The organism is Streptomyces sp. NPDC001219 (assembly GCF_053597915.1).
Window position 1 is genome coordinate 80,060 of record NZ_JBSFJF010000020.1, and the last position, 22,195, is coordinate 102,254.

General features: G+C 70.1%; 19 protein-coding genes and 2 pseudogenes. 12 read left to right on the forward strand and 9 right to left on the reverse strand.

Features of this window, described 5'->3' with window-relative positions; translation table 11 throughout:
* Positions 1-7 precede the first annotated feature (7 nt).
* Positions 8-1,609 (reverse strand): Na+/H+ antiporter, encoded by a 1,602-nt coding sequence (locus tag ACWC9R_RS15770; protein WP_450731990.1) that lies wholly within the window; start codon positions 1,607-1,609, stop codon positions 8-10.
* 58 nt (positions 1,610-1,667) lie between these two features.
* Here ACWC9R_RS15770 and ACWC9R_RS15775 point away from each other — a divergent pair, with 58 nt between their 5' ends.
* The 4 genes from ACWC9R_RS15775 to ACWC9R_RS15790 all read left to right on the forward strand — a co-directional run bounded on the left by ACWC9R_RS15775 (position 1,668) and on the right by ACWC9R_RS15790 (position 4,158).
* Positions 1,668-1,928, forward strand: coding sequence for a UBP-type zinc finger domain-containing protein (locus tag ACWC9R_RS15775; RefSeq protein WP_362604670.1), 261 nt, complete (start codon positions 1,668-1,670; stop codon positions 1,926-1,928).
* A gap of 32 nt (positions 1,929-1,960) precedes the next feature.
* Positions 1,961-2,449 carry an N-acetyltransferase family protein gene (locus ACWC9R_RS15780; RefSeq protein WP_450731992.1) on the forward strand — a complete coding sequence of 163 codons (489 nt, stop codon included), beginning with the start codon at positions 1,961-1,963 and terminating at the stop codon, positions 2,447-2,449.
* 292 nt (positions 2,450-2,741) lie between these two features.
* On the forward strand, positions 2,742-3,155 hold the full coding sequence (locus tag ACWC9R_RS15785; RefSeq protein ID WP_006603191.1) for an ATP-binding protein: 414 nt from the start codon (positions 2,742-2,744) through the stop codon (positions 3,153-3,155).
* A 43-nt stretch (positions 3,156-3,198) separates the two neighbouring features.
* Positions 3,199-4,158 carry an RNA polymerase sigma factor SigF gene (locus ACWC9R_RS15790; protein WP_450732051.1) on the forward strand — a complete coding sequence of 320 codons (960 nt, stop codon included), beginning with the start codon at positions 3,199-3,201 and terminating at the stop codon, positions 4,156-4,158.
* A gap of 113 nt (positions 4,159-4,271) precedes the next feature.
* On the opposite strand, the gene ACWC9R_RS15795 is transcribed toward ACWC9R_RS15790, so the two are convergent.
* Entirely contained in the window at positions 4,272-4,733 is a 462-nt protein-coding gene (locus tag ACWC9R_RS15795; RefSeq protein ID WP_450731994.1) for a hypothetical protein, read from the reverse strand.
* 95 nt (positions 4,734-4,828) lie between these two features.
* Between ACWC9R_RS15795 and ACWC9R_RS15800 the strand changes: the two genes are divergently transcribed.
* Entirely contained in the window at positions 4,829-5,812 is a 984-nt protein-coding gene (locus ACWC9R_RS15800) for a diacylglycerol/lipid kinase family protein (RefSeq protein WP_450731995.1), read from the forward strand.
* Positions 5,813-6,132: 320 nt separating this feature from the next.
* On the forward strand, positions 6,133-6,390 hold the full coding sequence (locus tag ACWC9R_RS15805) for a WhiB family transcriptional regulator (RefSeq protein ID WP_003983230.1): 258 nt from the start codon (positions 6,133-6,135) through the stop codon (positions 6,388-6,390).
* A gap of 176 nt (positions 6,391-6,566) precedes the next feature.
* Here the strand turns inward: ACWC9R_RS15805 and ACWC9R_RS15810 are convergent, their stop codons facing one another.
* Both ACWC9R_RS15810 and ACWC9R_RS15815 read right to left on the reverse strand, forming a co-directional pair.
* Positions 6,567-8,039 (reverse strand): sensor histidine kinase, encoded by a 1,473-nt coding sequence (locus ACWC9R_RS15810; RefSeq protein ID WP_362604780.1) that lies wholly within the window; start codon positions 8,037-8,039, stop codon positions 6,567-6,569.
* A 330-nt stretch (positions 8,040-8,369) separates the two neighbouring features.
* Positions 8,370-8,495 (reverse strand): annotated as a pseudogene (locus ACWC9R_RS15815) (TetR/AcrR family transcriptional regulator); the annotation flags it as partial.
* A gap of 141 nt (positions 8,496-8,636) precedes the next feature.
* Here ACWC9R_RS15815 and nagB point away from each other — a divergent pair.
* On the forward strand, positions 8,637-9,419 hold the full coding sequence (gene nagB / locus ACWC9R_RS15820) for a glucosamine-6-phosphate deaminase (protein WP_450731997.1): 783 nt from the start codon (positions 8,637-8,639) through the stop codon (positions 9,417-9,419).
* Positions 9,420-9,644: 225 nt separating this feature from the next.
* Here nagB and ACWC9R_RS15825 read toward each other — a convergent pair whose 3' ends face one another.
* The 4 genes from ACWC9R_RS15825 to ACWC9R_RS15840 form a co-directional block, all read right to left on the reverse strand.
* Positions 9,645-11,195, reverse strand: coding sequence for a glycoside hydrolase family 3 protein (locus ACWC9R_RS15825; RefSeq protein WP_450731998.1), 1,551 nt, complete (start codon positions 11,193-11,195; stop codon positions 9,645-9,647).
* An 8-nt stretch (positions 11,196-11,203) separates the two neighbouring features.
* Complete coding sequence (locus tag ACWC9R_RS15830; protein ID WP_450732000.1) at positions 11,204-12,034, reverse strand: carbohydrate ABC transporter permease; 831 nt, start codon at positions 12,032-12,034, stop codon at positions 11,204-11,206.
* The gene (locus ACWC9R_RS15835; RefSeq protein ID WP_450732002.1) at positions 12,031-13,023 is read right to left on the reverse strand and encodes a carbohydrate ABC transporter permease; all 993 of its coding nucleotides are present in this window, start codon (positions 13,021-13,023) and stop codon (positions 12,031-12,033) included. Before ACWC9R_RS15835 ends, ACWC9R_RS15830 begins: the two co-directional genes overlap by 4 nt.
* 138 nt (positions 13,024-13,161) lie before the next feature.
* A complete protein-coding gene (locus ACWC9R_RS15840) occupies positions 13,162-14,427 on the reverse strand; it encodes an extracellular solute-binding protein (protein ID WP_450732004.1) in 1,266 nt (421 codons plus the stop codon).
* A gap of 241 nt (positions 14,428-14,668) precedes the next feature.
* On the opposite strand from ACWC9R_RS15840, the gene ACWC9R_RS15845 reads away from it, so the two are divergent.
* The 3 genes from ACWC9R_RS15845 to mctP all read left to right on the forward strand — a co-directional run bounded on the left by ACWC9R_RS15845 (position 14,669) and on the right by mctP (position 17,568).
* On the forward strand, positions 14,669-15,427 hold the full coding sequence (locus ACWC9R_RS15845; RefSeq protein WP_450732053.1) for a GntR family transcriptional regulator: 759 nt from the start codon (positions 14,669-14,671) through the stop codon (positions 15,425-15,427).
* 201 nt (positions 15,428-15,628) lie between these two features.
* Positions 15,629-15,889, forward strand: coding sequence for a DUF3311 domain-containing protein (locus tag ACWC9R_RS15850; protein ID WP_450732006.1), 261 nt, complete (start codon positions 15,629-15,631; stop codon positions 15,887-15,889).
* A complete protein-coding gene (mctP, locus tag ACWC9R_RS15855) occupies positions 15,886-17,568 on the forward strand; it encodes a monocarboxylate uptake permease MctP (RefSeq protein WP_450732008.1) in 1,683 nt (560 codons plus the stop codon). The genes ACWC9R_RS15850 and mctP overlap by 4 nt, the downstream gene beginning before the upstream one ends.
* A 76-nt stretch (positions 17,569-17,644) precedes the next feature.
* On the opposite strand, the pseudogene ACWC9R_RS15860 reads toward mctP, so the two are convergent.
* Positions 17,645-18,231, reverse strand: a pseudogene (locus ACWC9R_RS15860) (Uma2 family endonuclease).
* A 444-nt stretch (positions 18,232-18,675) separates the two neighbouring features.
* Here ACWC9R_RS15860 and ACWC9R_RS15865 point away from each other — a divergent pair.
* A complete protein-coding gene (locus ACWC9R_RS15865) occupies positions 18,676-21,084 on the forward strand; it encodes a ribonucleoside-diphosphate reductase subunit alpha (RefSeq protein WP_450732010.1) in 2,409 nt (802 codons plus the stop codon).
* Entirely contained in the window at positions 21,084-22,133 is a 1,050-nt protein-coding gene (locus ACWC9R_RS15870; protein WP_450732012.1) for a ribonucleotide-diphosphate reductase subunit beta, read from the forward strand. Before ACWC9R_RS15865 ends, ACWC9R_RS15870 begins: the two co-directional genes overlap by 1 nt.
* Positions 22,134-22,195 lie beyond the last annotated feature (62 nt).

The following is a 22,195-nucleotide window of genomic DNA, read 5'->3' on the forward strand; positions in this document are numbered from 1 at the left end:
CACCGGCCTAGGAAGCGCTCTCCCGGTAGGCCGTCGCCTCCTCCAGGTCCAGCCGGCGCAGCAGCGTCCGCAGCATCTCGTCGTCGATCCGCCGGGTGTCCCGCAGCTGGACGAAAACCCGCCGCTCGGCGTCGATCATCTCCCGGGCCAGCCGCCGGTAGGTCTCGTCGGCGGACTCCCCGGTGATCTCGTTGGCCGCGCCGAGCCGCTCCCACACGGAGTTGCGGCGGCGCTCCATGACGCTGCGCAACCGGTCGACGAGCGGTCCCGGGAGCGCGTTGCGCGGGTCCCGGAGCAGCTCTTCCAGCCGCTCCTCGGCGGCCTGCGAGGCCTCGTTCTGCGCCTGCGCCTCGGCGAGCGTCTCGGCCTGGCCGTCCCGGCCGGGCAGTTTCAGCGCACGGATCAGCGGCGGCAGCGTCAGCCCCTGGATCACCAGGGTGGCGATGACGGTGGTGAAGGTCAGGAAGAGCACCAGGTTGCGCGCCGGGAAGGAGTCGTCGCCGTGCAGCGCGGAGGGGATGGAGAACGCGATGGCCAGCGACACCACCCCGCGCATCCCGGCCCAGCCGACGATGACCGGTGCGGTCCAGTTCGTGTCCGGCTCGCGGGTGCGGATACGGGACGACAGCAACCGCGGCAGATAGGTCGCGGGAAAGACCCACACGAACCGCGACACGACCACGACCACGAACATCACGGCCGCGTACCAGAGGGCCTCCCGGGCGCCGGACTCCCCCAGCCCGCGCACCACGACCGGCAGCTGCAGCCCGATCAGCGCGAAGACCGCGGACTCCAGGATGAAGGAGACCATCTTCCAGACGGCGTCCTCCTGGAGCCGGGTCTCGAAGTCGACCTGCCAGGAACGGTGCCCCAGATAGAGGCCGACCACGACGACGGCGAGCACCCCGGAGGCGTGCAGCTGCTCGGCGGCCGCGTAGGCGAAGAACGGGATGAGCAGCGAGAGGGTGTTCTCCAGCAGCGCCGACTCCCGCAGCCGGACGCGCAGCCAGTGCAGCGGCACCATCAGCACGACGCCGATGCCGATGCCGCCCACGGACGCGATCGCGAACTGCTTGGCCCCGTCGCCCCAGGTGGCCCCGGCCCCGAGCGCCGCGGCCACCAGCACCTTGTACGCGGTGATCGCGGTGGCGTCGTTGAACAGCGACTCGCCCTGGAGGATCGTGGTGATCCGGTGCGGCAGCCCGAGCTTGCGGGCGATGGCGGTGGCCGCGACGGCGTCCGGCGGGGCGACGACGGCCCCCAGCACCAGGGCGGAGGTCAGCGGCAGCCCCGGGACGAGGAGATAGGCCGCGTAGCCGACCACGAACGTCGCGAACAGCACGTAGCCCACCGACAGCAGCGCCACCGGCCGCAGGTTGGCCCGCAGCCCCAGGTAGGAACTGTCCAGCGCCGCGGTGTGCAGCAGAGGGGGCAGTACCAGCGGCAGCACGATGTGCGGATCGAGGGGGTAGTCCGGGACACCCGGGGCGGAGGAGGCCGCGAGCCCCACGGTGACCAGGAGCAGCGGCGCGGGGACCGGGGTGCGGCGGGCCAGCCCGGCCACCGCCGCGCTTCCCGCGACCAGCAAAAACAGCGGCATGACAGCCATCGGCCCGTCCCGTCCCCGTACCCTTCACCGAGCATCCCGGCGATCTAACCTGGCCATCATGAGCGAGTGCACGCACGTTGCCGAACTGCCGCGCCCCGAACCCGCCCCGCTGAGCGTCACCTGCCTGGAGTGCCTGGCGGCCGGCAGCCACCCCGTACAGCTGCGGCTGTGCCTGGCCTGCGGCCATGTCGGCTGCTGCGACTCCTCGCCGTTCCGGCACGCGACCAGGCACTTCGAGGAGACCGGCCACCCCGTGATGCGGACCTTCGAACCGGGCGGCTCGTGGCGCTGGTGCTTCACCGACCAGAAACTGGTGTGAAGCGATCACCGGTGTCCGTTTAACCTTCACCCATGATCCGCGAAGCGACCCCCGAGGACGTCCCGGTCATCCTCGCCATGATCGGCGAGCTGGCCGCGTACGAGCGCGCCCCCGAGGCCGCGCAGGCCACCGAGCCGCAGCTGAAGGAGGCGCTGTTCGGCCCCCAGCCGGCCGCCTTTGCACTGATCGCGGAGGAGGACAGCGCCCCGGTGGGCTTTGCCCTGTGGTTCCGGAACTTCTCCACATGGACGGGCACACACGGTGTCTATCTGGAGGACCTGTACGTCCGCCCCGAGGCACGCCGCGGCGGCCACGGCAAGGCCCTGCTCGCCGCCCTCGCGGAGATCTGTGTGGCCCGCGGCTACGAGCGTTTCGAGTGGTCGGTCCTGGATTGGAATGAACCGTCCATCGGTTTTTACCGGTCGATCGGCGCTCAGCCCATGGACGAATGGACGGTCTTCCGGCTCACTGGAAAGGCACTGCACAACCTCGCGGACGCTTCGCGGGTCAACGGAGCGTAATCGGAATCGATTTGGCAGTGCACACCTCTAGCCACTGTCCGTACCCGTGGCTTTACAATCAGTGACAGCGGAAGCGCCGGGCGACGCGGGACCGGATCGTCGTGCGGAGTTCCGTCGTGCACCGTGCGGGCGACACCGGCCCACAGATCGCGATAGCGTCACAGCCGAACCATGTGTCGCGCCGAATCGTTCTCCTTTCGACCGAGGGGAGAAAAGTCCGGCGCGAATATCCCGAACAACGCGAATATCGCGCATTCCAGCTCAACCAGCTTGTGCCACCTTGGAGGTGAGGGTGTCCCAGATCGCAGGCGAGCCCGGGACTCAGGACTTCGTGGAAGTCCGTCTGCCCGCTGCGGGTGCCTACCTGTCCGTGCTGCGTACGGCCACGGCCGGGCTCGCAGCCCGCTTGGATTTCACCCTCGACGAGATCGAGGATCTGCGCATCGCCGTCGACGAGGCCTGCGCGATCCTGCTGCAACAGGCCGTCCCCGGCAGTGTGCTGAGCTGCGTCTTCCGCCTCATCGACGACGCACTGCAGGTCACCGTGTCGGCTCCGACGACCGACGGCCGCGCCCCGGAGCGCGACACCTTCGCCTGGACCGTGCTCTCCGCACTGGCCGGCAAGGTCGATTCCACCGTCGCCGAGGACCAGACGGTCACCATCAGTCTGTACAAGGAGCGCGGCGCCGGTCCCGGACCGTCATGACCGAACAGGGGGCCCCGTGAAAGATCTCGAACGCGGCGGGAGGATGGCGTCCAGCGCGACCATCCCCGAGCAGCAGGCCCGGCCGCATCCGGTGGGCGTAGACGACCACGGCGGCCGGTTGGACGCGGCGGAGCAGGCAGAGCGGGCGGACCACATGGAGCAGAGCGAGCAGCCGGGGCAGCAGGCGCGTCAGCACGGTGCGCCGGTCCCCGACGACAAGCAGCAGGATCAACAGCATCACCCGGAGCCGCAGGACCGCAGCGGCGCCCGGGCGATGTTCTACGAGCTGCGCGAGCTGCCCGACGGCTCCCCGGAGCGTGCGGAGCTGCGCAACACCCTCGTCCGTATGCACCTCCCGCTCGTCGAGCACCTGGCCCGGCGCTTCCGTAACCGCGGCGAGCCGCTGGACGATCTGACCCAGGTCGCCACCATCGGTCTGATCAAGTCCGTGGACCGCTTCGACCCGGACCGCGGCGTCGAGTTCTCCACGTACGCCACCCCCACCGTCGTCGGCGAGATCAAGCGGCACTTCCGCGACAAGGGCTGGGCGGTCCGCGTCCCGCGTCGCCTCCAGGAGCTGCGGCTGTCGCTGACCACGGCGACCGCCGAGCTGTCCCAGCGGCACGGCCGGGCGCCCACGGTCCATGAGCTGGCCGAGCATCTGGCGATCTCCGAGGAGGAGGTCCTGGAGGGCCTGGAGTCCGCCAACGCCTACAGCACCCTCTCGCTGGACGTGCCGGACACCGACGACGAGTCCCCGGCCGTCGCCGACACCCTCGGCGCCGAGGACGAGGCGCTGGAGGGCGTCGAGTACCGCGAGTCCCTCAAGCCGCTGCTGGAGGATCTCCCGCCGCGGGAGAAGAAGATCCTGCTGCTGCGCTTCTTCGGCAACATGACCCAGTCGCAGATCGCCCAGGAGGTCGGCATCTCCCAGATGCACGTCTCCCGCCTCCTGGCCCGCACCCTCGCCCAGCTGCGCGACAAGCTCCTCGTCGAGGAGTGAACACCGCATGAGCGGGGTGGGCGGGGCCGTCGAAGGCTCCGCCCACCCTGCGTTCCGGGGTCGTGTCCCAGGGGCTGCGCCTCAGCGGCGCTCCGCCCCGGAGGGTCACGCCGTCAGGGCGTCTCCCGCGGGCCGATGCCCAGCGCCTCGGTGGCCGTCGGGTTGACCAGCAGCACGAGCACCACGAGCGCGGCCACGGCCAGCCCGATACCGGCCGCGATCAGCGCACCGCCGCCGTTGACCAGCGTCCAGGCCACCGGCAGCGCCACGATCTGGGTGATCAGCGAGGGTCCCCGGCTCCAGCGGCGGCGCAGCCACAGCCCCCGGGCGGCCACCAGCGGCAGCGCGGCGAGCGCGAGGACGGTGAGCCCGCCCATCTCCGCCTGCTGCGGACTGTCCGGCGAACCGGCGAGGCCCATGATCAGCATGTAGGCACCGAGGGCGGCCAGGGCGAGCCCCTCGACCGCGGTGAGCGCCGCCGCGGCGCTCAGCCGGGCGGGACGCGGACCGGTCGGCGCGGTGGACGCGGCAGCGGCGGGGGCTCGGGACGCGGACTGCTTCTGCTGACTGCTCACCCCAGCAGGGTAGCGCCGGCCTCCCGGCCTCCCGATATCCCCCGGAACCGGACGGGGCGTGAGGCCGGTACCAGCAGGTAGGTACGCTGCTCCACATGCGCGCACTCCTCGTGGTCAACCCCGCAGCAACCACCACCAGTGCCCGCACCCGAGAGGTGCTGACCCACGCGCTCGCCAGCGACCTCAAGCTGGAGGTGGCGCAGACGCAGTACCGCGGGCACGCCCGGGACCTCGCCCAGGAGGCCACCGAGGCCGGCGAGACCGACCTGGTCGTGGCCCTCGGCGGCGACGGCACGGTCAACGAGGTCGTCAACGGACTGCTGGCCAACGGCCCCGACCCGGACTCGCACCCCCGGCTGGCGGTCGTCCCCGGCGGCTCCACCAATGTCTTCGCCCGCGCGCTGGGCCTCCCCAACGACGTCGTGGAGGCCACCGGCGCCCTGCTCGACGCCCTGCGCGACGGCACCGAGCGCACCATCGGCCTCGGGCTGGCCGCGGGCACCCCGGGCAGTGTGGACGAGGGCGTCCCGGAACGCTGGTTCACCTTCTGCGCGGGCTTCGGTTTCGACGCCGGCGTCGTCGGCCGGGTCGAGCAGCAGCGCGAACGCGGCAAGCGTTCGACCCACGCCCTGTACGTGCGACAGGTCGTACGGCAGTTCCTGATCGAGGCGAACCGCCGGCGGGGCGTCCTCACCCTCGAACGCCCGGGTGGGACCGAGGGCGGCGCGGAGACCGTCGAGAACCTGGCGCTGGCCATAATCTGCAACACCGCCCCGTGGACCTACCTGGGCAATCGGCCGATCTATCCGTCCCCGGACGCCTCGTTCGACACGGCCCTGGATCTGTTCGCACTGAGCAAGCTCTCACCGTCCGCGGTGGCCCGTTATGCGACCCAGTTGCTGACGTCAACACCCCAGCGCGGCCCCCACGGCAAACACGCCCTCTCACTTCACGACCTCACGAACTTCACCTTGCATTCGCAGGTTCCCCTGCCCTTCCAGATGGACGGCGACCACCTGGGACTGCGTACGAGTGTGACGTTCACAGGCGTACGCCGTGCACTGCGTGTGATTGTGTGAGCAGTAGGGCCCAAAGTCCTTTCACTCGAACGTTTAGACTGGTTTCCACCCCCTGGAATGACGGCTGTGAGCTAGGCGACACCAAGGATTCAAAAAAAAGTTTCCGGAAGGGGTTGTATCCGCCGCCGAGGTTTGCGAGTCTCTTCATGGCGATCGGGACGGCCGCTTTACCGGCCCCCTTGAGAGCCCGAATCCTCCTCCTCATTCCACAGGACCGCGCCAGTTCATGACTGGGGTACGGCCCTTCCCTTGTGGAGGGATTCGTGAAAGCGTTCACATTCACAAGCAACGATCCCGTCACACGAGGAGATGGAGCAGCCATGGACTGGCGTCACCGCGCCGTTTGCCGCGAGGAAGACCCCGAGCTCTTCTTCCCCATCGGCAACACCGGTCCTGCGCTGCTGCAGATCGAGGAAGCCAAGGCCGTCTGCCGCCGCTGCCCCGTCATGGAGCAGTGCCTGCAGTGGGCGCTCGAGTCCGGCCAGGACTCCGGCGTCTGGGGTGGTCTGAGCGAGGACGAGCGCCGCGCGATGAAGCGCCGTGCAGCTCGCAACCGGGCGCGCAACGCCAGCGCCTGAGCCAGTAGCCCCGTGGCCCCCGAGCCGCAGCGCGCAGTATCCCCGATGCATCATCGGCGCTGAGAAGCCCGGTCGTTATCGCATCGCAACAGCTTTGAGCCCCGGACCGTACGGTCCGGGGCTTCCTGCTGTTCAGGCCGGGCACCGGCGGCGGGCGGCCGTCGCCGGCCCGGGTCTCAGTGCTGCTTCTCGGCGCGCACGGGGACGTCGAGGATGACCTGCGTACCGCGTTCGGGCGCCCGCACCATGTCGAACTTTCCGCCCAACTCCCCCTCGACCAGGGTCCGTACGATCTGCAGCCCCAGGTTTCCGGTGCGATGCGGATCGAATCCCTCGGGCAGGCCGCGGCCGTTGTCCTGGACGGTGACCAGCAGCCGCGGCTCGGTCCGGCTGCCGCCGCGCACCGCGCCGACCTCGACCACGCCCCGTTCCACCTGGTCGAAGGCGTGCTCCAGGGCGTTCTGCAGCACCTCGGTGAGCACCATCGACAGCGGGGTGGCCACCTCGGCGTCCAGGATGCCGAAGCGCCCGGTGCGGCGGGTGGTCACCTTGCCCGGTGAGATCTCCGCCACCATGGCCAGCACCCGGTCCGCGATCTCGTCGAACTCGACCCGCTCGTCGAGGGTCTGGGACAGCGTCTCGTGCACGATCGCGATCGAACCGACCCTGCGGACGGCTTCGTTGAGCGCCTCGCGGCCCTGCTCGGAATCCATCCGGCGGGACTGCAGCCGCAGCAGCGCGGCGACCGTCTGCAGGTTGTTCTTCACCCGGTGGTGGATCTCCCGGATGGTGGCGTCCTTGGTGATCAGCTCCCGCTCGCGGCGCCGCAGTTCGGTCACGTCGCGCAGCAGGACCAGTGAACCGATGTGGCCCCCCTTGGGCTTGAGCGGGATGGCGCGCAGCTGGATCACCCCGTCGTTGCCCTCGACCTCGAACTCCCTGGGGGCCCAGCCGCTGGCCAGCTTGACCAGCGCCTCGTCCACCGGGCCGCGGGCGGGGGCCAGTTCGGCGGTGGCCTGGCCCAGGTGGTGGCCCACCAGGTCGGCGGCGAGGCCGAGCCGGTGATAGGCGGAGAGCGCGTTGGGGCTGGCGTACTGGACGACGCCGTCCGCGTCCAGCCGGATGAGTCCGTCGCCGGCGCGCGGTGAGGCGTCCATGTCGACCTGCTGGCCGGGGAAGGGAAACGTTCCGGCAGCGATCATCTGGGCGAGGTCGGAGGCGCTCTGGAGGTAGGTCAGCTCCAGCCGGCTGGGGGTGCGTACGGTCAGCAGGTTGGTGTTGCGGGCGATCACACCGAGCACCCGGCCCTCGCGGCGTACCGGGATGGACTCGACCCGCACCGGGACCTCCTCCCGCCACTCCGGGTCGCCCTCGCGCACGATGCGGCCCTCGTCCAGGGCGGAGTCCAGCATCGGACGGCGGCCACGGGGAACGAGATGGCCGACCATGTCGTCCTGGTAGGAGGTAGGGCCCGTGTTGGGCCGCATCTGGGCCACCGACACATAGCGGGTGCCGTCGAGGGTGGGGACCCACAGGACCAGGTCGGCGAAGGAGAGGTCGGAGAGCAGCTGCCACTCCGAGACCAGCAGATGGAGCCACTCGAGGTCGGTGTCGCTCAGAGCGGTGTGCTGGCGTACGAGATCGTTCATGGAGGGCACGTCTTGGAGCCTACCGGCGTACGCTGTATGTGTTGTGCCTGCACGGGCATGGACAAGTAAGAATGGTCTAGTCCACAATTCAGCAAAGGCCTCCGCTCTCCCCGCACAGGAGAGCGGAACGAGGCCGGAGGCGCTCTCTGCCCTGACTGCGCCCAGGCCTCCTATCGACCGGTCCCGGGACGGGTTGTTCCCCCACCGCACACAAGGGGGAAGATCCGCCCGCACAAACGGGGTCGGCCGATGTCAGCTCCGGGCTGCGGTGCCGGACAGGTTGAGGGTCCTGTCCCGGCGCCGCGGCCCGCGGGTGTTTCCGGGGGGGCTTCAGCGAGCCGCTTCGCCCGGCTTCCGCGGCCACGCCTTGAGCGCCGGCTCGGCGACCGCCTCCAGCTCCGTCCGCTCCGCGCCGTCGCGCGCCTGCTGGGACATGCCCTGGATGACGACGTCGGTGCAGGACGGACGCCGGGGCGGCACGGGCGGGCGCCGGGAAAACTTGACCGGCCGTTCGGATGTGCCAACGAGTTCCGGGGGTCGCGCTCTGCTAGATTGGTCTATACCACATGGATCATTCTCCAGAACGGCAGGCCAAGCGTGGAAGTTGTCATCGTTCCGGATGCCGTGGCGGGCGGCGAGCTGATCGCGGAGGCCATCGCCACCCTGGTGCGCCGTAAGCCCGACGCACTGCTCGGAGTGGCCACCGGCTCCACCCCGTTGCCCATTTACGAGGCGCTGGCGGCGAAGGTCCGGGCCGGCGCGGTGGACGCCTCACGGGCGCGCATCTGCCAGCTCGACGAGTACGTCGGTCTGCCGGCCGGGCACCCCGAGTCCTACCGTTCGGTGGTCCTGCGCGAGGTGGTCGAGCCGCTCGGCCTGGGCGAGGAGTCCTTCATGGGCCCCGACGGTGCGGCCGAGGATGTGCAGGCCGCATGTGAGGCGTACGACCGTGCGCTGCGGGAGGCGGGAGGTGTGGACCTCCAGCTGCTCGGTATCGGCACGGACGGGCACATCGGCTTCAACGAGCCCTGCTCGTCACTGGCTTCACGTACCCGGATCAAGACGCTGACCCAGCAGACCCGGGAGGACAACGCCCGGTTCTTCGACAGCCTCGACGAGGTGCCGCACCACGTCATCACCCAGGGCATCGGCACCATCCTGGAGGCCCGCCATCTGGTGCTGCTCGCCACCGGCGAGGGCAAGGCCGACGCGGTGGCCCATGCCGTCGAGGGCCCGGTCGCCGCGCTGGTCCCGGCCTCGGCGCTACAGCTCCACCCCCATGCGACGGTCGTCGTCGACGAGGCCGCCGCCGCCAAGCTGAAGCTCGCCGACTACTTCCGCGCCACGTACGCGGCGAAGCCGGACTGGCAGGGGCTCTGAGCGGTAGGGACTCCGGTGGGCGCCGGAGGGGCGGTTCGACGGGTGTGAGGTCTGGGGCCCGTTCGGCGCAGCGGTCCTGAGGGCTGTCCGGGTGGGCCGGTCCGGACGGCCTGCCCAGTGGCCCGATATCCGTGGGCCGATCCACAGGTCTACAGGCCCGGCCGTAGAGCCCGGCCAGAGGGCCCAACTGCGGCATCCCCCGTGGCCACCCCAGGGCAGCCCTGCTCACTCGCCCGGAAGCGGCGCCCGGCCCGTGAGGGCTTCGGCTGCGGCCTGGGCGCAGACTCGGGCGGCGCCGTGGGTGGCGATGTGGAGGGCGCCTTGGGGCGGGGCCTGGGGGACGCCCATCTCGACGACCGCGGTGTCGGGGCGGGCGGCGAGGAGGCCGTGGAGCGCGTCGGCCATCCAGGGGTGGCGGTGGACGTCGCGGACCACGGCGACGAGACGGCGGCCGGCGGCCGCGCTGAGCAGGCCGTCGACCAGCGCCGCGGGGCCGACCGCGGCGGCGGCTTCGGCGGTGCGGGTGGCGGTCTCGGTGCCCGGGAGGAGACGGGCCAGTTCGGCGCCGACGCCCCAGGGGGTCTCGTCGCCCACGGCGATGTTGGCGAGGGGGGTGAAGGCGGCGACGTAGGCGGGACCGGCCAGCGGCTCGTACGGGCCGGTGGCGGTGAGGCGCAGGGCGCGCCGGGCCGCGGTGAGGCCGATGCCGGGCGCGGGCCCGGCCCCCTCCCCCGTGTCCGCGCCCGGGGGCCGGCCGGCCAGGGCGCGTACCCGTGCCGCGGCGTCGGCGAGCCGCTGCTCCGGCAGTGCGCCGTCGCGCACCGCCCGGACCAAGGCGTCGCGCAGCCGCAGCACGATGTCCTCGTCCGCCAGTCCGCCGCCCACACAGATCGCGTCGGCACCGGCCGCGAGGGCCAGCACGCTGCCGCGTTCGATGCCGTAGGTGGCGGCGATGGCCCGCATCTCCATGCCGTCGGTGACGATCAGCCCGTCGAAGCCGAGGCCGCCCTCGGCGGCGGGGGCCCGCAGCAGACCGTGCAGCGCCGCCGGGCTGAGGGTCGCCGGGTGCTCGCCGTCCAGGGCGGGCAGCAGGATGTGGGCGCTCATCACGGCCCGGGTGCCGGCGGCGACGGCGGCGCGGAACGGCACCAGTTCGCGTGCCCGGAGGGTGGGCAGATCGGCGGTGATACGCGGCAGGTCGTGGTGGGAGTCGACGGCGGTGTCCCCGTGGCCGGGGAAGTGCTTGGTGCAGGCGGCGACACCGGCGGACTGGAGGCCCTCGACATAGGCGGCGGTGTGCCGGGCGACCAGCTGCGGATCGGCGCCGAAGGAGCGGACGCCGATGACCGGGTTGGCGGGGTCGGAGTTGACGTCGGCGGAGGGGGCCCAGTTGAGGTTGATGCCGCAGTCGGCGAGCCGGCGGCCGAGTTCGCGGGCCACCGCGCGGGTCAGGGCGGTGTCGTCGACGGCACCGAGCGCGTGGTTGCCGGGGAAGGAGGAGCCGCCGCGCACTTCGAGGCGGGTGACATCGCCGCCCTCCTCGTCGATGGCGACGAGCAGTTCCCCGCGTTCGGCGCGCAACCGGCCGGTGAGGGCGGCGAGCTGGGCCGGGTCGGCGACGTTGCGGCCGAAGAGGCCGACCGAGACCAGGCCCTCGCCGAGGCGGCGCAGCAGCCAGTCGGGCGCGGTGGTGCCGGTGAAGCCGGGCTGAAGGACGGCGAGGGCATCGCGGGTGACGGTGCCGGCGGAGCGTGCGGAAGGCACAGGAGGCGTCATGAGCTGCGTTATCCCTTCACTGCGCCGGAGGTGAGACCGCCGACCGCCTTGCGTTGCAGGATCAGGAAGAGGACCAGGACCGGGAGGGCGAAGATCGAGGCCGCTGCCATGGTGGCACCCCAGTCGTCCCCGAACTGGGTCTGGAACTGCGAGAGCCACAACGGAAGGGTGCCCGCTGCGGGCTCCTTGTTGAGGACCAGCACCAGCGGGAACTCGTTCCAGGCGGTGATGAACCCGAAGAGCGAGGTGGCCATCAGGCCGGGCGCCAGCAGCGGGAAGACGACCTTGAGGAACGCCTGGCGGCGCGAGCAGCCGTCGACCATCGCGGACTCCTCCAGCTCCCTGGGCACCGCGGCGACATAGCCCCGGAGCGTGAGCAGGGTGAAGGGCAGCACCATCACCATGTAGAAGAAGGTGAGCGGCAGCAGGCTGTTGAGCAGGTCCGCGTCCCGGACGATCAGGTAGACGGAGATCACCATCACCTCCCAGGGAGCCATCTGGGCGACCATGAAGGTCAGCAGGATGCCCCGCCGGCCCCGGAAGCGCATCCGGGTCAGGGCGAACGCGCCGCAGAGGGCGATCACCAGTGAGAGGCCGACGGCGAGCACGGTCACCAGCACCGAGTTCCCCGCCAGGGTCCAGAAGTGCGGGGCGTGCACGGCCGTCGCGAGGTGTTCGAGGGTGCCGTGGACGGGGAACCACACGGGGTCCTCGGTGATGATGTCCCGGGTCGGTTTGAAGGCCGTGTTGAACATCCAGTAGACCGGGAAGACGAAGCCGAGGGCGAGCACGGCCGCCGTCGCGTTGGGCCAGACACGTCCGGCGAGAGAGCGCTTCACAGCTCGTCCTCCTCCTGCTGTTCCTGCTTGACCGTCAGACGCAGGTAGTACGCGGTCATGGCCAGCAGCACCGCGATCGTCAGCAGGGAGATCGCGGCGCCCATCCCGAAGTGCAGGTTGCCGACGCCCTCGGTGAAGGCGTAGATCGGCAGTGTCTCGGTGAGCCGGTCGGGGCCGCCCTCGTTGATCGCGAAGATCTGCGGGAACGCCTTGAAGACCCAGATGACCTCCAGGAACGTCGTGGCGAGGAAGAACGGCTTGAGGAAGGGGAAGGTCACGGAGGTGAAGACCTGCCAGGCGCCGGCGCCGTCCATCCGGGCCGCTTCGTAGAGCTCCCTGGGGATGGTCGTGGTGGCGGCGTAGAGGTTGAGGGCCACGAACGGCAGCGACTGCCAGACGATCAGCACGGTGATGACGAAGAACGTCGACAGCTGGCTGCCGACCCAGTCGTAGTGGGCCATGGAGTGCCAGCCGAGTTGGTCCAGGAGCCAGTTGACGACGCCGTAGCGGGAGTCGAAGAGCCACTGGAAGACGGTGGTGGCGGCGATCACCGGCATGGCCCAGGCCAGCACCAGCGCGACGGAGAGCGTGAGGCGCATCGTCGTGCCGAGCCGCGCCAGCAGCAGTCCGATCAGCACCCCGAGGAGCATGATCAGGGCGACGTTGACCGCGGTGAAGACCAGGGTGCGCAGGGTGACCCGCCAGAACTGCTCACTGCCCAGGATCTCCTGGTAGTTGCCGACTCCGCGCCAGTCGGTGAGGCGCTGGATCAGCTCCTTCATGTTGAGGTTCTGGAAGGAGAGCAGGAGGTTGCGGACCATGGGCCAGCCCAGGAGGACCGCGGTCGCGAGCAGGGCCGGCAGCAGGAGGAGGTAGGGGGCGCCGCGCGCGGCCCGCCGGCTGCCTCCGCCGCGCCGGGTGGGCGGTGCGCCGCCCTTGCCGGTCCGCGGCGCGGCCCGTTCCACCGCGCCGTCGAGCTGCACTGCCATCGGCCCTGCTCCCCCTCGTGTCCCGTGCGCCTGGTATCCCGCCGGCCCCCGGTGCACCCGTGGTGCACGGGCCGGCCGGGCCGCCGGTCCGGTGGCGCCGGCGGGTGGGTCTTCGCGCCGGCACGACCGGGGTGTCCGCTACTGCTTGGCGAGCCGTGCGTTGATCTCGGGCTCGATGTCCTTGGCGGCCTCGGCCGGCGACTTACCGTTCAGCACGGCGGTCATATAGCTCTTGATCGGGTTCGGCACGTTCTCCACGGCGGCCCACTGGGGAATCAGCGGTGTGGTTCCCCCGGACTTCTCCGCCGCGGGTGCGGCGGCCGCCACGGCCGGATTCTCCTTGCCGGCGCCCGCCACCTCGGCGGACTTCGGAGTCCAGCCGGACTCCTTCACCATCTGCCGGTCGTTCTGCTCGGACAGCGCCACCTTCAGGAATTCCCGGGCGAGTTCCTGGTTCTTGCCCATTCCGGCGACGGCGAAGTTGGAGCCGCCGAGGAACACGCCCTCCGGCTTGTCCGCGGTCTCCCCGGGGATGGTGAAGAAGCCGATGTCCTTCTTGATGTCCGGGTTGGCCTTCACGGCGGTGGCGGCCTCGTACCCCATGGCGATGAGGGCGCCGGTGCGGCCCTTGGCGAAGATCTCGGCCTGCTGCGGGGTGGCCTCGTCCTTGTTCTTGGGGGCGGTGCTGAAGGACTGGTACCGCTTGTAGAGGTTTATGGCCTTGGCGACCTTCGGGTCACCGAGATTGGAGACCCATTTCCCGCCCTGCTGCTTCACCAGGTCGGCGCCGGTGCCGATGGTCAGTCCGTCGAGGAAGTACCAGTTCTGGCCGGGGAGATAGAGCGGCTCGGCGTCGGTCTTCTTCTTGATGGCGGCGAAGGCCTTGAAGAGTTCACCACGGGTTCTGGGCGTTCCCTTGAGTCCGGCCTGCGCCCAGATCCGCTTGTTGTACATCACCACGCGGTTTCCGGCGAACCACGGCAGGGCGTACTGCTTTCCGTCCACGAGCGACGCCTTGTTGAAGGTGTCGTTCCAGTCGGCGCCGATCTCCTTCTTCAGGTCGCCGAGTTCGGCCAGCGCGCCCGCCTCGGCATAGGCGGCGGTCTGGGTGTTGCCGATTTCGACGACGTCCGGCGGGGAGTCCTCGGACAGTGCGGTGCTCAGCTTCTGCTGAATGCCGTTCCACTGCTGGACCTTGAATGCGACGGTGGCGCCGGTCTTCTTCCTGAACTGCGCGGAGACCTGCTCGGTCCACTGCGCCGGATTGGAACCGCTCATCACCCAGACGGTCAGCTTCTGCCCCTTGAAGCCGTCCGCGCCCGCCTCCCCGCCGCCGGACCCACAGGCAGCGACCCCCACCAGCATTCCCGCGACCGCCGTCGCCGTTATGAGCCCACGCTTCATTGCGCTCTCCCCCCAAGGCCGGGTGTGGTCTTTAATGGTTTAGACCAGCGCCCGCAGCTTGGCCTAGACCTTTTGGGGTGTCAAGGGTGTATAAGAGTCGCTGTCCGGTCCGTTACCGGACCGACATCTCGCGGGCCGGGACCTGCAAGCGAGCGCGGGAAAGCCACCCGTGCCACGATGTGAGCCGCTATGTACGGAGGAGCCGGTGACGGCAGCGCGACAGGAGTCGGAGAGGCGGGTCATGGACACGGACGGGGGCAGCGGCACCGAGAGCGGCGGCACACGGACCGCGCGGGTGCCGAAGTACTACCGCCTGAAGCGGCACTTGCTGGACATCACCGAGACCCTGCCGCCCGGCACCCCGGTCCCGCCCGAACGCACCCTCGCCACGGAGTTCGACACCTCACGCACGACGGTGCGTCAGGCCCTCCAGGAGCTGGTCGTCGAGGGCCGCCTGGAGCGCATCCAGGGCAAGGGCACCTTCGTCGCCAAGCCCAAGGTTTCCCAGGCCCTGCAACTGACCTCCTATACGGAGGACATGCGGGCCCAGGGCCTGGAGCCGACCTCCCAGCTGCTGGACATCGGCTATGTCACCGCGGACGACCGGCTCGCCGAGCTGCTGGACATCGCCACCGGCGGCCGGGTGCTGCGCATCGAGCGGCTGCGGCTGGCCAGCGGCGAGCCGATGGCCATCGAGACCACCCATCTGTCGGCGAAGCGCTTCCCCGCGCTGCGCCGGAACCTCGTCAAGTACACCTCCCTCTACACCGCGCTGGCCGAGGTGTACGACGTCCGTCTGGCGGAGGCAGAGGAGACCATCGAGACCTCCCTCGCCACCCCGCGCGAGGCCGGCCTGCTGGGCACGGACGTCGGGCTGCCGATGCTGATGCTCTCCCGGCACTCGCTCGACGCGCAGGAGCAGCCGGTGGAGTGGGTGCGCTCGGTCTACCGCGGCGACCGTTACAAGTTCGTCGCCCGGCTGCGCCGCCCCGCGGACTGAGCCGCCGCCCGGCCGGGCGGAGTGCCCTCCGGCCGGGCTGCTCCCCGTCCCGCCGCCCGGTCCGCCGCCGAAAGGACGACGGCGCAGGTCGCGGCTGGGTGGATTCTTGATACCGATATGCGGACAGCTAGTGACGCCTGCCACTGCCCTGCCTTAGATTCCACCGATCACAGGAGACAGCCAGGGGACGGAGCCACGGTCATGACCCAGTCAGCCGCACCACCGGATCGCAGACAGGTCGTCACGCCCACACGGGTGGTGGCCGGGCTCTGCCTGCTCGCTCCGTTCGTGGCGATGCTGTGGGTGAGCTCGTACGCCAGGATCGAGCCGACGTTCATCGGTATCCCGTTCTTCTACTGGTACCAGATGCTGTGGGTAGTGATCTCGACCGCGCTCACCACCCTCGCCTACAAGCTCGTGCAGCGTGAGCAGCGCGCCCGCAAGGGGGGTGCGGCCCAGTGACCGCGACCCTGACCGCCGCGGGCACCCCGCTCGCCGCTTCCCAGACACACGGCGTCAACGGCGTCGCACTGGCCGTCTTCGTCTTCTTCTTCCTGGCCGTGACGGTCATGGGCTTCCTGGCCGCCCGCTGGCGCAAGGCCGAGCAGTCCGAGAACCTCGACGAGTGGGGGCTGGGCGGACGCAGCTTCGGCACCTGGATCACCTGGTTCCTGCTGGGCGGCGACCTGTACACCGCCTACACGTTCGTGGCCGTTCCGGCGGCGATCTACGCGGCGGGTGCGGCCGGCTTCTTCGCCGTGCCGTACACGATCCTGGTCTACCCGCTGATCTTCACCTTCCTGCCCCGCCTGTGGTCGGTCTCGCACAAGCACGGGTACGTCACCACCTCCGACTTCGTCCGCGGCCGCTTCGGCTCCAAGGGCCTGTCGCTGGCCGTGGCGCTCACCGGCATCCTCGCCACGATGCCGTACATCGCCCTCCAACTGGTCGGCATCCAGGCCGTCCTGGACGTGATGGGCATCGGCGGCGGTGAGAACACCAACTGGTTCGTCAAGGACCTGCCGCTGCTGATCGCGTTCGCGGTGCTGGCCGCCTACACCTACTCCTCCGGGCTGCGCGCGCCGGCGCTGATCGCCTTCGTCAAGGACGGGCTGATCTACCTGGTCATCGCCGTGGCGATCATCTACATCCCGATCAAGCTGGGCGGCTTCGACGCGATCTTCGACTCGGCCGGCAAGGCCTTCGCCGAGCCCGGCCCGGTCGCGGGCAAGCCGCGCGGTGAGCTGACCAGCGGGCCCAACGCGCAGTGGGCGTACGCCACCCTGGCGCTCGGCTCGGCGCTGGCGCTCTTCATGTACCCGCACTCGATCACCGCGACGCTGTCCTCGCGCAGCCGCAACGTGATCCGCCGCAACACCACCATCCTCCCGCTCTACTCCCTGATGCTGGGCCTGCTGGCGCTGCTCGGCTTCATGGCGATCAAGGCCGGTACGGACATCCAGGGCAACCCGCAGCTGGCCATCCCGCAGCTGTTCGAGGACATGTTCCCGAGCTGGTTCTCCGGGGTGGCGTTCGCCGCGATCGGCATCGGCGCGCTGGTGCCCGCGGCCATCATGTCGATCGCCGCGGCCAACCTCTTCACCCGCAACGTCTACAAGGACTTCCTCAAGCAGGACGCCACTCCCGAGCAGGAGCACAAGGTCGCCAAGCTGGTCTCGCTGCTGGTGAAGGTCGGCGCGCTGGTCTTCGTCCTCACCATGGACAAGACCGTCGCGATCAACTTCCAGCTGCTGGGCGGCATCTGGATACTGCAGACCATGCCGGCCCTGGTGGGCGGCCTGTTCACCCGCTGGTTCCACCGCTGGGCGCTGCTTACCGGCTGGGCGGCCGGCATGCTCTACGGCACCCTCGCGGCCTACGGCGTCGCCAGCCCGACCCAGGCGCACTTCGGCGGCTCCAGCAAGGAGATCCCCGGCATCGGTGAGATCGGCTACATCGGTCTGACCGCCTTCGTCCTGAACGTGGTGGTGACGGTCGTGCTCACCGTCGCCCTGAAGGCCGCGAAGGTCCCCGACGGCATCGACGAGACCAGCCCCGCCGACTACACGGCGGACGCCGGCGACAAGGGCGTCACCGTCGACCTCCCGCCCGCCACGGCGGAGGCACCGGCCGGACACTGAGCCACCGGCCTGCCGGCGCCACAGCAACGGGCCGCCGCGTTCCCTACGGGCGCGGCGGCCCGTTGCCGTTCGCCGTTCAGTTCACCCAGTTCTTCAGCTGCTCGGTTTCGAGGGTGATGCCGACGGGGTCGGGAAGGTGGAGCGACTTGCCGAACGGCACGGTGTGGACGGTCTCGTAGCGGGCTCCGTCGGGTTCGCTGTGGAGCACCACCTGGCAAGCTTGGCGGTCGATCAGCAGATAGAGGGGGATGGCGGTCTCCGCGTAGGCGCGGGGCTTTTCCACGCGGTCGCGCTGGTCGGTACCGAGTCGTACGACGTGACCTCGACGACCATCAACACCGGGTCGGGGTCTGCCCACTCCCCCTGTCCGACGAAGGCGCCGCTGGGTGCGAGGCCACCATCCGGACGGGCCCGGCCGCTGCGGTACTCCTGCACCTTCAGCCCCTGATCGGGATAGAGCCACAGCTCGGGACGCGACTGGATGCACAGACGCGTCAGCCACTCGATGATCCGACCGCGATCCCCGTCCGGCATCGCCTTGCTCCTGACCTTCCCGTCGATGAACTCCAGCCGCGCCCCTTCCTCAAGGCGGGCGAGTATCCGGGCGGCCTCTTCGAAATGCTCGGTCTCCATGATGTGCGGCCGGTCGCCGAGCGCGGTCATGAGGCCTTCCCCTTCTTCCACGGGACGGAACAGAGAACGTCCAACCGACCATAGCCGAGGCCACTGACAGGAACTGTGTGATCACTCACGACACACTAGATATGGGGGTGCGCTTGAGGGGCCACCACCACATGTATGCTCGTCCTCGCTGTCGCCGCAGGGGAATCCGGTGGGAATCCGGAACTGTCCCGCAACGGTGTAGGAGCGCGCCCGGCCGGCCGTCATCACGGTGCCGGGGGCGCGCCCGTGCAGTCCGAGGACCTGCCGACGGTACGCCCGCACCCGCCATGGGTGCGGACGTCGATACGTCCGGGCCCCGAGGGTTGGGCCGGTGGACGCCGCGCGGTGTGCCCGCGCACCCCTGCCGTCACGGGGTGCCGCACGCTCGCGTGCGCCCGTCGCTCCCGCCCCTCCCGGCCCCCGCCGAGTGAGGGAGAGCATCACGTGACCATCGCGCCAACGGAGCCCGCGTCAGACGCCGAGGTCGTGCCGCCCGTGGTGGCCACGGGCGAGGACGGGCCGGGGGTCGCTCTGCTGCGCACCCTGACCCGGCTGACCGAGGACCTGACCGCGACCGACCCCGGCAAGGTGGCCGCCGCCGCCCTCCGCGGCCGGCACGCCGGCTCCGACGAGGCCGAACTGCGGTCGCTGGCTATCGATGCCGCGGCCGGTCTGATCGGTGACGAGCCCCAGTACTCCCGGCTCGCGGCGCGGCTGCTCACCCTCGCGATCGCGGAGGAGGCGGCCGGACAGGGGGCGGTCTCCTTCTCCGCCTCCGTGGAGACCGGCCACCGTGAGGGGCTGATCGCCGACGAGACCGCGGAGTTCGTCCGGGCCCACGCCGCCCGGCTGGACGCGCTGGTCGACCAGGCGCTCGCCGACGGGGCCGACGACCGCTTCGGGTACTTCGGGCTGCGCACGCTGCACTCGCGCTACCTGCTGCGCCACCCCACCACCCGTCAGGTCGTCGAGACCCCGCAGCACTTCCTGCTCCGGGTGGCCTGCGGTCTCGCCGAGGACCACAGCGACCGCGCGCTGGACGACGTCGCCGAGCTCTACCGGCTCACCAGCTCGCTGTCCTACCTGCCCTCCTCCCCCACGCTGTTCAACTCCGGCACCCGCCACCCGCAGATGTCGTCCTGCTACCTGCTGGACTCGCCGCTGGACGAGCTGGACTCGATCTACGACCGCTACCACCAGGTCGCCCGGCTCTCCAAGCACGCGGGCGGGATCGGTCTGTCGTACTCCCGCATCCGTGCCCGCGGTTCGCTGATCCGCGGCACCAACGGGCACTCCAACGGCATCGTGCCGTTCCTGCGCACCCTGGACGCCTCGGTCGCGGCCGTGAACCAGGGCGGCCGGCGCAAGGGCGCCGCCTGCGTCTACCTGGAGACCTGGCACGCGGACATCGAGGAGTTCCTGGAGCTGCGCGACAACACCGGTGAGGAGGCGCGCCGTACGCACAACCTGAACATCGCGCACTGGATTCCGGACGAGTTCATGCGCCGGGTGGCGGCGGACACCGACTGGTCGCTGTTCTCGCCGTCGGACGCCCCGGAGCTGGTGGACCTGTGGGGCGAGGAGTTCGACGCCGCCTACCGCAAGCTGGAGGCCGAGGGGCGGGCGCTCAAGCAGATCCCGGCCCGGGTGCTGTACTCCCGGATGATGCGCACCCTGGCACAGACCGGCAACGGCTGGATGACGTTCAAGGACGCCGCCAACCGCACCGCCAACCAGACCGCCGAGCCCGGCCAGGTCGTGCACTCGTCCAACCTGTGCACGGAGATCCTGGAGGTGACGAACGACGGGGAGACCGCGGTCTGCAACCTGGGGTCGGTCAACCTCGCCGCGCATCTGGGTGACAACGGGGAGATGGACTGGGAGAAGCTGGACGCCACGGTCCGCACCGCCGTCACCTTCCTCGACCGCGTCGTCGACATCAACTTCTACCCGACCGACCAGGCGGGCGCCTCCAACTCCCGCTGGCGCCCGGTGGGTCTGGGCCTGATGGGCCTGCAGGACGTCTTCTTCCGGCTGCGGATGCCCTTCGACTCGCCCGAGGCGCAGCAGCTGTCGACCCGTATCTCCGAGCGGATCATGCTCGCCGCCTACGAGGCGTCCGCCGACCTCGCCGAGCGGCACGGCCCGCACCCGGCGTGGTCCGCGACCCGCACCGCCCGCGGTGTGCTGCACCCGGACCACTACCCGGACGCCGAGCCGCGCTGGGCGGACCGCTGGGCGGCGCTGCGCGCCCGGATCGCCACGACCGGCATGCGGAACTCGCTGCTGCTGGCGATCGCGCCGACCGCGACCATCGCCTCGATCGCGGGCGTGTACGAGTGCATCGAGCCGCAGGTCTCCAACCTCTTCAAGCGCGAGACGCTGTCCGGCGAGTTCCTCCAGGTCAACGCGTATCTGATCGAGGAGCTCAAGGCGCTGGGGCTGTGGGACGCCCGGACCCGGGACGCGCTGCGCGAGGCCAACGGCTCGGTGCAGGACGTCGCCTGGATTCCGGAGGAGGTCCGGGCGCTGTACCGCACGGCGTGGGAGATCCCGCAGCGTGCGCTGATCGACATGGCGGCGGCGCGTACGCCCTACCTCGACCAGAGCCAGTCGCTGAACCTCTTCATGGCGTCGCCGACCATCGGCAAGCTCAGCTCGATGTACGCCTACGCCTGGAAGCGCGGCATCAAGACGACGTACTACCTGCGTTCCCGGCCGGCGACCCGGATCGCCCAGTCCGCGCGCGGCGGCGCGGCCGCCGCCACCGCCCCCGTACCGCAGCAGGCCACCGACCCCGAGGCGGTCGCCTGCTCCCTGGAAAACCCCGAGTCCTGCGAGGCCTGCCAGTAATGACCACCGAGACACCTGCCGCGGCCAGCCACACCGCCACCACCGGCACCAAGAACCTCCTGGACCCGGGCTTCGAGCTGACCCTGCGCCCCATGCGGTACCCGGACTTCTACGACCGCTACCGGGACGCCATCAAGAACACCTGGACCGTGGAGGAGGTCGACCTCCACTCCGACGTCGCCGACCTCGCCAAGCTCTCGCCGGGCGAGCAGCACATGATCGGCCGGCTGGTGGCGTTCTTCGCGACCGGTGACTCGATCGTCTCCAACAACCTCGTGCTGACGCTCTACAAGCACATCAACTCCCCCGAGGCGCGGCTGTACCTGAGCCGTCAGCTGTTCGAGGAGGCCGTGCACGTCCAGTTCTACTTGACGCTGCTGGACACCTACCTCCCCGACCCGGACGACCGCGCCGCCGCCTTCGCGGCCGTGGAGAACATCCCGTCCATCCGGGAGAAGGCCCAGTTCTGCTTCAAGTGGATGGACTCGGTCGAGAAGATCGACCGGCTGGAGTCCAAGGCCGACCGGCGCCGCTTCCTGCTCAACCTCATCTGCTTCGCGGCCTGCATCGAGGGGCTGTTCTTCTACGGCGCCTTCGCGTACGTGTACTGGTTCCGCTCGCGGGGCCTGCTGCACGGCCTGGCCACCGGCACCAACTGGGTCTTCCGCGACGAGTCCATGCACATGGAGTTCGCGTTCTCCGTGGTGGACACCGTCCGCGAGGAGGAGCCCGACCTCTTCGACGACAAGCTGGAGCAGCAGGTCACCGACATGCTCAAGGAGGCTGTCGAGGCGGAGCTGCAGTTCGGCCGCGACCTGTGCGGTGAGGGCCTGCCGGGCATGAACACCGCGTCGATGCGCGAGTACCTCCAGTGCGTCGCGGACCAGCGGCTGCAGCGGCTCGGCTTCGCCCCCGTCTACGGCTCGGAGAACCCGTTCTCCTTCATGGAGCTGCAGAACGTCCAGGAGCTGACCAACTTCTTCGAGCGCCGGGCGTCCGCCTACCAGGTCGCCGTCGAGGGTTCGGTCTCCTTCGACGACGACTTCTAGGAAGCATTCGCACGCAGCACGTGCGACGCCCCTTCGCCTTGGCGACACGCCGTTTGTGAGCG